Origin of the sequence: Streptomyces sp. NPDC007875 (genome assembly GCF_042868035.1) — a bacterium.
GTDB lineage: Bacteria > Actinomycetota > Actinomycetes > Streptomycetales > Streptomycetaceae > Streptomyces > Streptomyces antimycoticus.
Window position 1 is genome coordinate 136,605 of sequence record NZ_JBIADZ010000004.1, and the last position, 13,029, is coordinate 149,633.

Genomic DNA, 13,029 nt, shown 5'->3' on the forward strand with positions numbered 1-13,029 from the left:
TGCCTCAGGACTCCTGGGTGACGGAGACGAGCACATCGTCCCCTTCGATCTTTACGGGGTATACGGGGACCGGGCGCGTCGCGGGAAGGCCGGACGGCTTGCCGGTGCGCAGGTCGAAGCTGGAGCCGTGCAGCCAGCACTCGATCTGGCAGTCCTCCACCTCGCCCTCGGACAGCGAGACGTTCGCATGCGAGCAGATGTCGTTGATCGCGAACACCTCGCCCTCGGTGCGCACCAGTGCCACCGGCACGCCCTCGAGCTCGACCCGCTTGGGGGTGCCGTCCTCGAGTTCGTCCAGCGCACAGGCGCGTACGAAGGTGTTGGTCATCCTACGGACGCCTCCAGCTCGGCCTCGATCTTGGCGATGAGCCGCTCCTCCAGGTCGGGGATCCCGATCTGCTGGACGACCTCGGCGAAGAAGCCGCGGACCACCAGACGGCGGGCCTCGTCGGCCGGGATGCCGCGCGCCATCAGGTAGAACAGCTGCTCGTCCTCGAAGCGGCCGGTCGCGCTCGCGTGCCCGGCGCCGACGATCTCACCGGTCTCGATCTCCAGGTTCGGCACCGAGTCGACACGGGCGCCGTCGGTGAGGACAAGGTTCCGGTTGAGTTCGTAGGTGTCGGTGCCCTCTGCGGCGGCCCGGATCAGCACATCGCCGATCCACACCGCGTGCGCCTCCGCGCCCTGCAGCGCGCCCTTGTAGGCCACGTTGCTCCGGCAGTGCGGGGTGTCGTGGTCGATGAAGAGCCGGTGCTCCTGGTGCTGGCCGTTGTCGGTGAAGTACACGCCGTACAGCTCGGCCTCACCGCCCGAGGCGCCGTAGACGACGCGCGGGTGGAGCCGCACCAGATCGCCGCCGAAGGTGACGACCACGGACTTGAAGGTGGCGTCCCGGCCGACCAGCGCGGTGTGCTGACCGACGTGGACCGCGGTGTCGCCCCAGTCCTGGACCGAGACCACGGTGAGCTTGGCGCCGTCGCCGATCAGGTACTCCACATTGGCGGCGAGCGTGGCGTCACCGGTGTGGTCGATGACCACGACCGCCTCGGCGAAGGCGCCGACCTCGATCACCTGGTGGCCGAAGGCGGTGCCGCCCTCGCCGTGCACGGCGATCCGCACCGGCTCGGTGAGCACCGTCTCCTTGGGCACCGAGACGACCGACGCCTTCTCGAAGGAGCTGTACGCCTGGGCCGCCACCCGGTCCACCGGCTTGCCGGCCTTCCCCAGGCGTGCGTCGTCACGGCCCACGGTCTCGACCGTGACGCCCTCGGGGGCGGTCACCTCGACCTTGACGCCGCCGTCGGCGACAGCCGTGCCGTCATGGAGACCGCGCAGCCGCTCCAGGGGGGTGAACCGCCAGTCCTCCTCGCGGCCATGGGGCACCGGGAAGTCGGCCACGTCGTACGACGCGGGCGCGCTCACCCGGGCATCGGTGGGCTGGCCCACCTGGATGACGCCGTCCGTGGTGGATCCGGCCGGGATGGTTTCAGCCATGGCTGTCGTACTGCTCTCTTTCTGCCTGATGGGCCTGAACGGGATGCCCGGGCGGAGGACGGTGCCCCCGCCTGGGCCGGAAGGGGGTGGCGTCAGCCGACCGCGCCCTCCATCTGCAGCTCGATCAGCCGGTTGAGCTCCAGCGCGTACTCCATGGGCAGCTCGCGCGCGATCGGCTCGACGAAGCCGCGCACGATCATCGCCATGGCCTCGTCCTCGGACAGACCGCGGCTCATCAGGTAGAAGAGCTGGTCGTCGCTGACCTTGGAGACGGTCGCCTCATGGCCCATGGACACGTCGTCCTCGCGGACGTCCACATACGGGTAGGTGTCCGAGCGGGAGATCGTGTCGACGAGCAGGGCGTCACAGAGCACATTGGACTTGGAGCCCTCGGCGCCCTCGCCGATCTCGATCAGACCGCGGTAGGAGGTGCGGCCGCCGCCGCGCGCCACCGACTTGGAGACGATGTTCGACGAGGTGCGGGGGGCCATGTGGACCATCTTGGCGCCCGCGTCCTGGTGCTGGCCCTCGCCCGCGAAGGCGATGGACAGGGTCTCGCCCTTGGCGTGCTCACCCATCAGGTAGACGGCGGGGTACTTCATGGTCACCTTGGAGCCGATGTTGCCGTCGACCCACTCCATGGTCGCGCCCTCGTAAGCCACGGCGCGCTTGGTGACCAGGTTGTAGACGTTGTTCGACCAGTTCTGGATGGTCGTGTAGCGGCAGCGGGCGCCCTTCTTGACGATGATCTCGACGACCGCGGAGTGCAGCGAGTCCGACTTGTAGATCGGCGCGGTGCAGCCCTCGACGTAGTGGACGTAGGCGTCCTCGTCGACGATGATCAGCGTCCGCTCGAACTGACCCATGTTCTCGGTGTTGATCCGGAAGTACGCCTGCAGCGGGATCTCCACGTGCACGCCCTTCGGCACGTAGATGAACGAGCCGCCGGACCAGACCGCCGTGTTCAGCGAGGCGAACTTGTTGTCGCCCGCGGGGATCACGGTGCCGAAGTACTCCTGGAACAGCTCCGGGTGCTCCTTGAGCGCCGTGTCGGTGTCCAGGAAGATGACGCCCTGCTCCTCCAGGTCCTCACGGATCTGGTGGTAGACGACCTCGGACTCGTACTGGGCCGCGACACCCGCGACGAGGCGCTGCTTCTCGGCCTCCGGGATGCCCAGCTTGTCGTACGTGTTCTTGATGTCCTCGGGCAGGTCGTCCCAGGAGGCGGCCTGCTGCTCGGTGGAGCGGACGAAGTACTTGATGTTGTCGAAGTCGATGCCCGACAAGTCCGAGCCCCAGGTGGGCATGGGCTTCTTGCCGAAGAGCTTCAGGCCCTTGAGGCGGAGCTTGAGCATCCACTCCGGCTCGGACTTCTTCCCCGAGATGTCGCGTACGACCTCCTCGGAGAGGCCGCGCTTGGCCGAGGCGCCGGCCACGTCGGAGTCGGCCCAGCCGTACTCGTAGTTGCCCAGGCCCTCAAGCTCGGGGTGAGCGGTCTCCGTGGGGAGAGTCATTCGGGGTTCCTCCCGGCCGTGCTGGCAGATGCGGTGGTGGTCTTGGTGGTGCGGGTGTCGGTCTTCTCGACCTTGCCGGTCTTCGGAATGAACGTCGTGCACACTCCGTCGCCATGGGCGATGGTGGCCAGACGCTGCACATGAGTTCCGAGCAGCTGGGAGAAGACCTCGGTCTCCGCCTCACACAGCTGCGGATATCGCTCGGCTGCGTGGGCGACCGGGCAGTGGTGCTGGCAGAGCTGTTCGCCGACCGGCGCGCTGCGCACCGTAGCAGCGTACCCGTCCGCGGAGAGCGCGTCGGCGAGGGCTTCGGTGCGGCGGCCGGGGGCGGCGGCCTCGACGGTGCCGCGGTATCCCTCCGCCTGGGCGGCGAGCCTGGCGCGGGCGAACGCGGCGACCGCGGCGCGGCCCGCCTCGCCGCCTCCGGCGCTCTGCTCGATCCAGTGCAGGGCGTCGACGGCGAGCTTGTCGTAAGCCTGGTCGAAGGCGTCGCGGCCGCAGTCGGTGAGCGCGAAGACCTTGGCCGGGCGGCCGCGCCCCCGCGCCCCGTACACCCTCTTCTCTCGGGGCTCGACGACGCCGTCGGCGACGAGGGTGTCCAGGTGGCGGCGGACGGCCGCCTGGGTCAGCTCCAGCCGCTGGGCGAGCTCCGCCGCGGTGGAGGGACCATGGTCGAGGATGGAGCGCGCGACCCGGTTGCGGGTGCCGTGCTGCTCTTCCGGCGCGGATGCGGGCGCGCCAGACCGCGCGACCAGTTCGGCCGCGCGTCCGTTCGGAGCCTCGCTCGCGTATTTCACAACGCCATTGTTGCGTAATTCCCCGGCGCGGCACAAGCGGGGAGATCTGCAGGTCCGGTGGGGTACGTCACTTAGGTGTACCTAAGTCCGAGAGGGTCCGCGCCCCGGTTTCACCTGTGGCGACGCCTTTGCGGCCGGGCGGCGGGCACCGCGGCTTCCGGCCCTGCCGCCCACAGGGGGCCCGGCGATTCGTAGACTGCCGGACATGCGAGAAGAGCCCGCGGTCGACATCGTCGGCCTGGTCAAGCGGTACGGCCCGAAGACCGCGGTCGACGGGCTCGACCTGTCCGTGGACCGGGGCGCCGTGACCGCCGTTCTCGGCCCCAACGGAGCCGGTAAGACCACCACCGTCGAGACCTGCGAGGGGTACCGCCGCCCCGACGCCGGCACGGTCCGGATATTCGGGCTCGACCCGGTCGCGGACGCCCCCGCGCTGCGCCCCCGGGTCGGGGTGATGCTGCAGTCCGGAGGCGTTTATTCCGGCGCGCGCGCAGAAGAGATGCTGCGCCACACCGCCTCCCTGCACGCACATCCGGTCGACGTCGACCTGCTGATCGAACGGCTCGGCCTCGGCTCCTGCGGCCGCACCACCTACCGGCGGCTCTCCGGGGGCCAGCAGCAGCGGCTCGCGCTCGCCATGGCCGTCGTCGGCCGCCCCGAGCTGGTCTTCCTGGACGAGCCGACCGCCGGACTCGACCCGCAGGCCCGCCGCGCCACCTGGGACCTCATCCGCGATCTGCGCGACGACGGGGTCACCGTGATGCTGACCACCCACTACATGGACGAGGCCGAGCAGCTCGCCGACGATGTGGCGATCATCGACGGCGGCAAGGTGATCGCCCGGGGCAGCCCCGAGGAGCTGTGCCGGGGCGGCGCCGAGAACACCCTGCGCTTCGGCGGCCGCCCCGCACTCGACCTGGCCTCGCTCCTCAAGGCGCTGCCCGCCGACTCCACGGCCGCCGAGCTGACCCCCGGCTCGTACCGCGTCACCGGCAAGGTCAACCCCCAGATGCTGGCCACCGTCACCTCCTGGTGCGCGCAGAACGGTGTGCTGCCGGACCGGATCTCGGTCGAGCGCCACACCCTCGAGGACGTCTTCCTGGAGCTCACCGGTAAGGAGCTGCGAGCGTGACCGCCACGGGCACTTTTCTTCCCAAGCCGGGGGCGGCCCCGCTGATGAGGATGATCCGGGCGCAGGCCGCGCTGGAAACCCGGATGCTGCTGCGCAACGGCGAGCAGCTGCTGCTGACCGTCGTCATCCCGTCCCTGCTGCTGGTGCTCTTCAGCACCGTCGACGTCGTCGACACGGGCGCCGACGGCAGCACCGTGGACTTCCTGACGCCCGGTGTGCTGGCGCTTGCCGTGCTGTCCACGGCATTCACCGGACAGGCCATCGCCACCGGCTTCGAGCGGCGCTACGGCGTGCTCAAGCGGCTCGCCGTCTCACCGCTGCCGCGATGGGGGCTGATGACCGCCAAGACCCTCGCGGTGCTGGTCACCGAGGTCCTGCAGATCGTGCTGCTGACCGCGATCGCGCTGGCGCTGGGCTGGTCACCGCACGGTGACCCGCTCTCCGTGGCACTGCTGCTGATCCTCGGCACGGCGGCGTTCTCCGGCCTCGGGCTGCTGATGGCGGGCACCCTGAAGGCCGAGGCGACCCTGGCCGCCGCCAACCTGGTCTTCCTGCTGCTGCTCGTGGCCGGCGGGGTGATCGTGTCGCTCGACAAGTTCCCGGGCGCGGTGCGCGGCGCACTGGAACTGCTGCCGATCTCGGCGCTCTCGGGCGGGCTGCGGGACGTCCTCCAGGACGGGGCCGGGACGCCGTGGCGGGATCTGGGGATCCTGGCGGTCTGGGCGGTGCTGGGGCTGGGCGCGGCGGCGCGCTTCTTCCGCTGGGAGTAGCTTCCGCTGGGAGCAGCTCCGCTGGGAGTAGCCACGAACACCTCTGCGAGCTGCGGCTTTACCGAAGCACTACCCCTCGTGAAAAGCTGCACAAGCGGCGGCCTACGATGGGCGCGTGCCGAATTCGCTGAATCCGTTCGAGCTGATCGCCCGACGCTGGCAGCCCTCCGCGCGCTTCGTGGAGCGGGCCGCGCTGGCCACCGTGGTGATGGCCGTGGTCATCGTCGTGACCGGTGGCGCGGTCCGGCTCACCCAGTCCGGGCTGGGCTGTGACACCTGGCCCAAGTGCACCTCCGGCAGCCTGACGCCGACCGCTGAAATGGGGATCAACGGCGTCATCGAGTTCAGCAATCGCATGCTGACGTACGTCCTCTGCGTGGTCGTGGGGCTGTTGATCATCGCCGCCCGCGCCCGTACGCCCGTGCGCACCTCGCTGACCCGGCTCGGCTGGGCCCAGTTCTGGATCGTCATGGGCAACGCCGTGGTCGGCGGCATCACGGTGCTCACCGGCCTCAACCCGTACATCGTCAGCTCGCACTTCCTGCTGTCCTCCGTGCTGCTCACGGTCGCCGTGGCGACCTGGTGGCGGGCGCGCGAGGGCGACGCGGAGCCGCGCGATCTCGTGGCCGCGCCGGTGCGCCAGCTGACCCGGCTGCTGATCGCCGCCACCGGCGTGCTCATCGTCATCGGCACCGTGGTCACCGGCGCTGGTCCGCACGCCGGTGACGCCCGTAAGGTGCACCGCATCCCGCTGAACTGGCAGGAGATCACCCAGCTGCACGTGGACTTCGTCTACATCGTGCTGGGCCTCACCGTCGCCCTGTGGTTCACACTGCGGGCCGTGAAGGCCCCGGCCGCCCAGCGCCGTACGGTCCTGGAGCTCCTCGTCGTCCTGCTCCTGCAGGGCGTGGTCGGGTACGTGCAGTACTTCACCCATCTGCCCGAGGTCGTCGTCGGCATCCATATGCTCGGCTCCTGCCTGGTGTGGATCGCGGTGCTGCGGGTGCTGCTCGCCCAGCGCGAGCGCGCCGCGCTTCCGGCGGCCGTCCCCGCCCCGACCGGCGACCACGAGACCGTTCAGCCCGAGCCGGCCGCGTCCAGCCGGTAGACGCGGCGCGCGGTCCCGGCCGCGACCAGCCCGGCGATTCGCTGGGCCTCGGACCGGGTGCAGATCTCCTCGCCGACCCACTCGTCCGCCAGCCGGGCCATGGCCTGGCCGAAGAGCCGGGACGCGGTCACATACAGCTCGGGCAGCCCGCGCGCGCCCGTCGAGAAGAGCAGCTTGCCGAACGGCGCCTCGCCCAGGGTCTCCCCGGGCCGCGGCCCGGCGTCCGCGTAGACATGCGGGAAGGCCGCGGCGAGCTGGGCCGCCCGCCGGTGGTGCGGCCGGTCGGGCAGCAGCACCAGATCGGTGCCGAAGCCGGCCGTGGCGCGCAGGAAGCCGACGAGCGACTGCGGATCGGCGCAGTGCAGCTGCACCGGTAGGCCCGTCGCGACGGCGCTCCACAGCAGATGCTGGGCGAGCGCGGGGTCGGGGGCGCGGCCCGGGGCCGGGCGTACGGTGAGCGCGAGCCAGCGGGCGGCGGCGCGCCGGACCTCGCGCGGATCGGGCGGCAGCTCGTCGCAGAAGGCGATCCCCATGGCGAAGGCGGTCGCGTGCTGGGCCGCCGCGTACAGCGCCTCGGCGGTGTTGCCGATGAAGGCGTCGACCGTGCCGGAGGTGTCGGCGACCTGCTCGGCCAGCGGCTCCAGGCGGACCACCTCATGGACCGCGCCGTCGGCGGTCGCGGCCAGTTCCTCGGGGGTGCTGAGGTCGTCCCGGGCGCCGGACTCCAGCAGGAAGGTGCCGATGCCGGCGCCGCGCAGCAGCAGCCGCGCGGCGCGGTAGGCGCCCAGCTCACGGCGGCGGGCGAGATAGCTGACGGGCGCGCAGTGGGGCTCCATGCCCAGGAGCGGGGGGCACCAGCGGCGCACGGCCAGACCGGTCCAGCTGTCGAAGAAGGTGGTGCCGGCCGGGGCCGCGCCCGACCCGGCGGCGGCCGCCAGATGGGTTTCGAACGAGCCGACGCCGAGCTCGCCGTCGACCGTGCCGCGGCTGTGCTGGTCGACCAGCGGCGGCAGCGTGATCGGTCCCGCCACCGGGCCCGGCCCGTCCCGGGGGACCGGGCCGGTCGGCGGGCCCAGGGTGTTCGGGGAGTCCGTCGCCTCGTGCATCGCCGCCGCCTCTCGCCCTCCGGCATCGACGGGCTTAACGGACGGAAGGGGTGCGAGGTGTCGCCGGACCCGTTCTCAGGCGTTCTACGAGGCGGGTGCCGGAGGGTTGCCGGGTCCGCCGAGCTGGATGCCCGCCATGCGCGCCCACTCGTACGGACCGGTGCGGACCTTGGCGGCGAGCTCGCCGTCGAAGGCGTCCTGGAGGGTCAGCCCGGCGATCTCGGCCGCGCGCCGCGCGCTCTCCTGGGAAGGGGCGACGAGAACGCCCCATTCGCCGTCGGCGCCGACGAGGGCGATCCGGACGGAGCCGCGCCCGATGTGCGCGATCTGCCCCTCGGCGCTACCGCCGTGGCCGGTGGCGAAGGCCGTGATCTGGCGGGCGAGCCGCTCGGCCCGCTTCTCGTCCTTCGAGGGCTTGGGCGGCTTGGACGCTGCGGCCGGGGCCGAGGGCTCTGCGGCCGACGCGCCGCTCTCGGTCGGCTCCGGCTGGGTGGTGTCTGCCATACAGGCGATGCTACCCGCCGGTAATCACCGCAGGAAAGGGTCCACGGCCACGGCGACGAACAGCAGCGACACATAGGTGATCGACCAGTGGAACAGCCGCATCTCCTTGAGCTTCGCGCCCGTGATCTCGGCCTTGGCACGCCCCTGGAGCGCGTGCGCCTCCATGAGCCAGAACCCGCCGAGCACCGCCGCGACCACCGGGTAGAACCAGCCGGTGTAGCCCAGCGGCCACAGCAGCAGGGAGACGCCGACCATGGCCCAGCTGTAGAGGACGATCTGCCGGGCGACCACCTTGTTGCCCGCGACGACGGGCAGCATCGGCACGCCCACCCGCTCGTAGTCGTCCTTGACCTTCATCGACAGCGGCCAGTAGTGCGGCGGCGTCCAGAAGAACATCACGAGGAAGAGGATGACGGCGGCCCAGGAGACCTCGTTGGTCACCGAGGACCAGCCGATGAAGACGGGCATACAGCCAGCGATGCCGCCCCACACGATGTTCTGCGAGGTGCGCCGCTTGAGCCACATCGTGTAGACGACGACGTAGAAGACCAGCGCACCGAGCGACAGCATCGCGGACAGCGGGTTGACCAGCGCCCAGAACCAGGCCGTCGACCCCGCCGCGAGCGCGAAGGCGAAGACGAGGCATTCGCGCGGCGAGACCATGCCGGTCACGAGCGGGCGCTGCGCGGTGCGCTCCATCAACGCGTCGATGTCCCGGTCGTAATACATGTTGAACGCGGCCGCGCCCCCGGCCGACAGATAGCCGCCGACACAGGTCGCGACCACCAGCCACAGATCCGGGACGCCCTGGGCGGCCAGGAACATGACCGGCACGGTCGTCATCAGCAGCAGTTCGATGACGCGCGGCTTCGTCAGCGCCACGAACGCCATGACACGGGCCCCGAACGGCCGGTGACCGGAGCTCGTTTCGCTCGTCTCGAGCACCCCCGCAGGACGGGATTCGACGGCCGTCACGCACACCCCTGGTGGAAGCAAGAACCAGCAAGCACCGGACATGAAGAGCCGGTAAAGACTTGCGCGTACCACGCCACTCTAGACGTAGCGGATACGCCGCCCGCCGCCGGGGTCCCTCGTGTTGAAGGGGCACCGCAAGGCGCCCCCAAGGCGGCCACCCCCGGCGGACGACGGGCCGGGCACGGTCCGGAACGGCGCCTTCCGTAGGGCCCGGGACGCCATCCGGACGGGCCCCGGAGGGAATGCGGCAACCTCGGAATTCGTTCCTTATCCCGTTGAGTGGAACTCGAAAAGATGACCGTTGTTCCAGGGGTAGGCTCGACATCGCCGGTGCACATACGGTCACCGGATTTCGACATTGTGGAGAGGAGCCCTGACTCAGGGTGAGCACCAAGCCGACTACCACAGACCTCGAGTGGACCGATCTGGACCGGCAGGCCGTCGACACGGCCCGGGTCCTGGCCATGGACTCCGTACAGAAGGTCGGTAACGGCCACCCTGGCACGGCCATGAGCCTCGCACCCGCCGCGTACCTGCTCTTCCAGAAGCTGATGCGGCACGACCCCTCCGACGCGGACTGGACGGGCCGCGACCGCTTCGTGCTGTCTCCGGGGCACACCAGCCTGACCCTCTACGTCCAGCTGTACCTGGCGGGCTTCGGGCTGGAGCTCGAGGATCTGCGGTCGTTCCGCACCTGGGGCAGCAAGACCCCGGGCCACCCGGAGTACGGCCACACCACCGGTGTCGAGACCACCACCGGCCCCCTGGGCCAGGGCATCGCCAACGCGGTGGGCATGGCGATGGCCGCCCGCTACGAGCGTGGCCTGTTCGACCCGGAGGCGCCCGAGGGCGCCTCTCCGTTCGACCACACCATCTGGGCGATCGTCTCCGACGGCGACCTGGAGGAGGGCATCTCCGCCGAGGCGTCCTCGCTGGCCGGCCACCAGAAGCTGGGCAACATCGTCGCCCTGTACGACGACAACCACATCTCGATCGAGGGCGACACCGCGACCGCGCTCTCCGAGGACGTGCTGAAGCGCTACGAGGCGTACGGCTGGCACGTCCAGCGCATCGAGCAGGCCGAGAGCGGCGACTTCGACATCCACGCGCTGTACGCGGCGCTCAAGGCGGCGCAGGCCGAGACCGAGCGCCCCTCGATCATCGCGGCCCGCACGATCATCGCCTGGCCCGCCCCGAACGCGCAGAACACCGAGGCGTCGCACGGCTCGGCGCTCGGCGCCGACGAGGTCGCCGCCACCAAGCGCGTCCTCGGCTTCGACCCCGAGCAGCACTTCGCGGTCGGGACGGACGTCATCAACCACACCCGCGCCCTGGTCGACCGCGGCCGCGAGGCGCACGCCGCCTGGGACAAGAAGGTCCAGGAGTGGCGGAACGCCAACCCCGAGCGGGCCGCCCTGTTCGACCGGATCACCGCGGGCGAGCTGCCCGAGGGCTGGGAGTCCGCGCTGCCGGTCTTCGAGCCGGGCAAGGACGTCGCCACCCGTAAGGCGTCCGGCCAGGTGCTCAAGGCGCTCGGCGGGGTGCTCCCCGAGCTGTGGGGCGGCTCCGCCGACCTCGCGGGCTCCAACAACACCACGATCGACGCGTCCTCGTCCTTCCTCCCGAAGGGCAACCCGCTGCCGGAGGCCGACCCGTACGGCCGCACCGTCCACTTCGGCATCCGCGAGCACGCCATGGGCTCGACCATGAACGGCATCGCGCTGCACGGCAACACCCGTGTCTACGGCGGCACCTTCCTGGTCTTCTCCGACTACATGCGCCCGGCCGTCCGGCTCGCCGCGCTGATGAAGCTGCCGGTCACCTATGTGTGGACGCACGACTCCATCGGCCTCGGCGAGGACGGCCCGACCCACCAGCCGGTGGAGCACCTCTCGGTGCTGCGTGCCATCCCGGGCCTGAACGTGGTCCGCCCGGCCGACGCCAACGAGACGGCCATCGCCTGGCGCGAGATCACCCGCCGCCACAGCGAAAACCCGGCTCCGCACGGCCTCGCGCTGACCCGGCAGAACGTGCCGACCTACGAGGCCAGCGAGGACGCCGCCAAGGGCGGTTACGTCCTCTTCGAGGCCGAGGGCGGCCAGCCGCAGGTCATCCTCATCGGCACCGGTTCGGAGGTGCAGCTCGCCGTGGAGGCGCGTGAGCAGCTCCAGGCCGCCGGGATTCCGACCCGCGTCGTGTCAATGCCCTCGGTCGAGTGGTTCGAGGAGCAGGACAGGGGGTACCGGGAGACAGTGCTGCCGCCGTCCGTCAAGGCCCGCGTGGCCGTCGAGGCGGGTATCGGCCTGACCTGGCACCGCTACGTCGGCGAGGCCGGCCGCATCGTCTCGCTGGAGCACTTCGGCGCCTCCGCCGACTACAAGGTGCTCTTCCGGGAATTCGGCCTCACCGCCGAGGCCGTGGTCACCGCCGCCCGCGAATCTCTCGACGCCGCAGGGCGCTGACACCCCGCAGACGACTTAGTAGCGACGAGTAGGAGAACACACCCCATGACAGACGCACTCAAGCGGCTGGCCGACGAAGGCGTCGCGATCTGGCTCGACGACCTCTCCCGCAAGAGGATCACCTCCGGCAACCTGGCCGAGCTGATCGACCAGCAGCATGTCGTAGGCGTCACCACCAACCCGTCGATCTTCCAGAAGGCGATCTCCAGCGGTGAGGGCTACCAGCAGCAGGTGGCCGACCTCGCGGTCCGCAGGCTCACCGTCGAGGAAGCCGTCCGCATGATCACCACGGCGGACGTCCGCGACGCGGCCGACATCCTCCGGCCGGTCTACGACGCGACGGGCGGCCAGGACGGCCGGGTCTCCATCGAGGTCGACCCGCGCCTGGCCCACAACACGGCCGCCACCATCGCCGAGGCCAAGCAGCTGGCCTGGCTGGTGGACCGGCCCAACACCTTCATCAAGATCCCGGCGACCGAGGCGGGGCTGCCCGCGATCACCGAGGTGATCGGCCTGGGCATCAGCGTCAATGTCACGCTGATCTTCTCCCTGGAGCGGTACCGCGCGGTCATGGACGCCTTCCTGGCCGGTCTGGAGAAGGCCAAGGCCGCGGGCCTGGACCTGCAGAAGATCCACTCGGTGGCGTCCTTCTTCGTCTCCCGCGTGGACACCGAGATCGACAAGCGCATCGACAAGCTCGGCACCGATGAGGCCAAGGCGCTGCGCGGCAAGGCCGCCATCGCCAACGCCCGCCTCGCGTACCAGGCGTACGAGGAGGTCTTCAGCTCCGACCGCTGGGCCGCCCTGGACCGGTCGAACGCCAACAAGCAGCGTCCGCTGTGGGCCTCGACCGGCGTCAAGGACCCGGCGTACAAGGACACCATGTACGTCACGGAACTGGTCGCCCCCGGCACCGTCAACACCATGCCGGAGGCCACCTTGGAGGCGGTCGCCGACCACGGCGAGATCCGCGGCGACACCGTGCGCGGCACCTACGAGCAGGCCAAGGCCGACATCGACGCGCTGGCCGGGATCGGGATCTCCTACGACGACGTCGTCCAGGTCCTGGAGGACGAGGGCGTCGAGAAGTTCGAGTCCTCCTGGAACGACCTGCTGAAGTCCACCGAGGCGGAGCTCAAGCGCCTCGCACCCTCGGAGGCGTGAAAC

12 protein-coding genes are annotated in these 13,029 nt (G+C 70.5%); 5 read left to right on the plus strand and 7 right to left on the minus strand.

The window, feature by feature from the left end:
- Positions 1 to 4: 4 nt before the first annotated feature.
- From ACFYOY_RS09945 to ACFYOY_RS09960, 4 genes are all read right to left on the minus strand, one after another.
- Positions 5 to 328 carry a bifunctional 3-phenylpropionate/cinnamic acid dioxygenase ferredoxin subunit gene (locus tag ACFYOY_RS09945; protein WP_351891560.1) on the minus strand — a complete coding sequence of 108 codons (324 nt, stop codon included), beginning with the start codon at positions 326 to 328 and terminating at the stop codon, positions 5 to 7.
- A complete protein-coding gene (gene sufD, locus ACFYOY_RS09950) occupies positions 325 to 1,494 on the minus strand; it encodes a Fe-S cluster assembly protein SufD (RefSeq protein ID WP_351891565.1) in 1,170 nt (389 codons plus the stop codon). Before sufD ends, ACFYOY_RS09945 begins: the two co-directional genes overlap by 4 nt.
- A 92-nt stretch (positions 1,495 to 1,586) precedes the next feature.
- Positions 1,587 to 3,008: a Fe-S cluster assembly protein SufB gene (gene sufB, locus ACFYOY_RS09955; protein WP_078640802.1), complete on the minus strand. Its 1,422-nt coding sequence runs from the start codon at positions 3,006 to 3,008 to the stop codon at positions 1,587 to 1,589.
- Positions 3,005 to 3,805 carry a helix-turn-helix transcriptional regulator gene (locus tag ACFYOY_RS09960; RefSeq protein ID WP_388585931.1) on the minus strand — a complete coding sequence of 267 codons (801 nt, stop codon included), beginning with the start codon at positions 3,803 to 3,805 and terminating at the stop codon, positions 3,005 to 3,007. The genes sufB and ACFYOY_RS09960 overlap by 4 nt, the downstream gene beginning before the upstream one ends.
- Before the next feature lie 205 nt (positions 3,806 to 4,010).
- Between ACFYOY_RS09960 and ACFYOY_RS09965 the strand changes: the two genes are divergently transcribed.
- The 3 genes from ACFYOY_RS09965 to ACFYOY_RS09975 all read left to right on the plus strand — a co-directional run bounded on the left by ACFYOY_RS09965 (position 4,011) and on the right by ACFYOY_RS09975 (position 6,815).
- Positions 4,011 to 4,937 carry an ABC transporter ATP-binding protein gene (locus tag ACFYOY_RS09965; protein ID WP_351891577.1) on the plus strand — a complete coding sequence of 309 codons (927 nt, stop codon included), beginning with the start codon at positions 4,011 to 4,013 and terminating at the stop codon, positions 4,935 to 4,937.
- Positions 4,934 to 5,707, plus strand: coding sequence for an ABC transporter permease (locus ACFYOY_RS09970; protein WP_351891583.1), 774 nt, complete (start codon positions 4,934 to 4,936; stop codon positions 5,705 to 5,707). Before ACFYOY_RS09965 ends, ACFYOY_RS09970 begins: the two co-directional genes overlap by 4 nt.
- Before the next feature lie 115 nt (positions 5,708 to 5,822).
- Complete coding sequence (locus ACFYOY_RS09975; RefSeq protein WP_351891588.1) at positions 5,823 to 6,815, plus strand: COX15/CtaA family protein; 993 nt, start codon at positions 5,823 to 5,825, stop codon at positions 6,813 to 6,815.
- Here the strand turns inward: ACFYOY_RS09975 and ACFYOY_RS09980 are convergent.
- The 3 genes from ACFYOY_RS09980 to ACFYOY_RS09990 form a co-directional block, all read right to left on the minus strand.
- On the minus strand, positions 6,785 to 7,921 hold the full coding sequence (locus ACFYOY_RS09980; protein WP_388585934.1) for an amidohydrolase: 1,137 nt from the start codon (positions 7,919 to 7,921) through the stop codon (positions 6,785 to 6,787). The genes ACFYOY_RS09975 and ACFYOY_RS09980 overlap by 31 nt on opposite strands.
- An 84-nt stretch (positions 7,922 to 8,005) precedes the next feature.
- Complete coding sequence (locus ACFYOY_RS09985) at positions 8,006 to 8,425, minus strand: hypothetical protein (RefSeq protein ID WP_351891598.1); 420 nt, start codon at positions 8,423 to 8,425, stop codon at positions 8,006 to 8,008.
- A 24-nt stretch (positions 8,426 to 8,449) separates the two neighbouring features.
- Complete coding sequence (locus ACFYOY_RS09990) at positions 8,450 to 9,400, minus strand: heme o synthase (RefSeq protein ID WP_351891605.1); 951 nt, start codon at positions 9,398 to 9,400, stop codon at positions 8,450 to 8,452.
- Positions 9,401 to 9,783: 383 nt separating this feature from the next.
- Here ACFYOY_RS09990 and tkt point away from each other — a divergent pair, with 383 nt between their 5' ends.
- Together tkt and tal are read left to right on the plus strand one after the other, a co-directional pair.
- Positions 9,784 to 11,862 carry a transketolase gene (gene tkt, locus ACFYOY_RS09995; RefSeq protein ID WP_351891609.1) on the plus strand — a complete coding sequence of 693 codons (2,079 nt, stop codon included), beginning with the start codon at positions 9,784 to 9,786 and terminating at the stop codon, positions 11,860 to 11,862.
- Positions 11,863 to 11,907: 45 nt separating this feature from the next.
- Positions 11,908 to 13,026: a transaldolase gene (gene tal / locus ACFYOY_RS10000; protein ID WP_351891615.1), complete on the plus strand. Its 1,119-nt coding sequence runs from the start codon at positions 11,908 to 11,910 to the stop codon at positions 13,024 to 13,026.
- Positions 13,027 to 13,029: the final 3 nt, after the last annotated feature.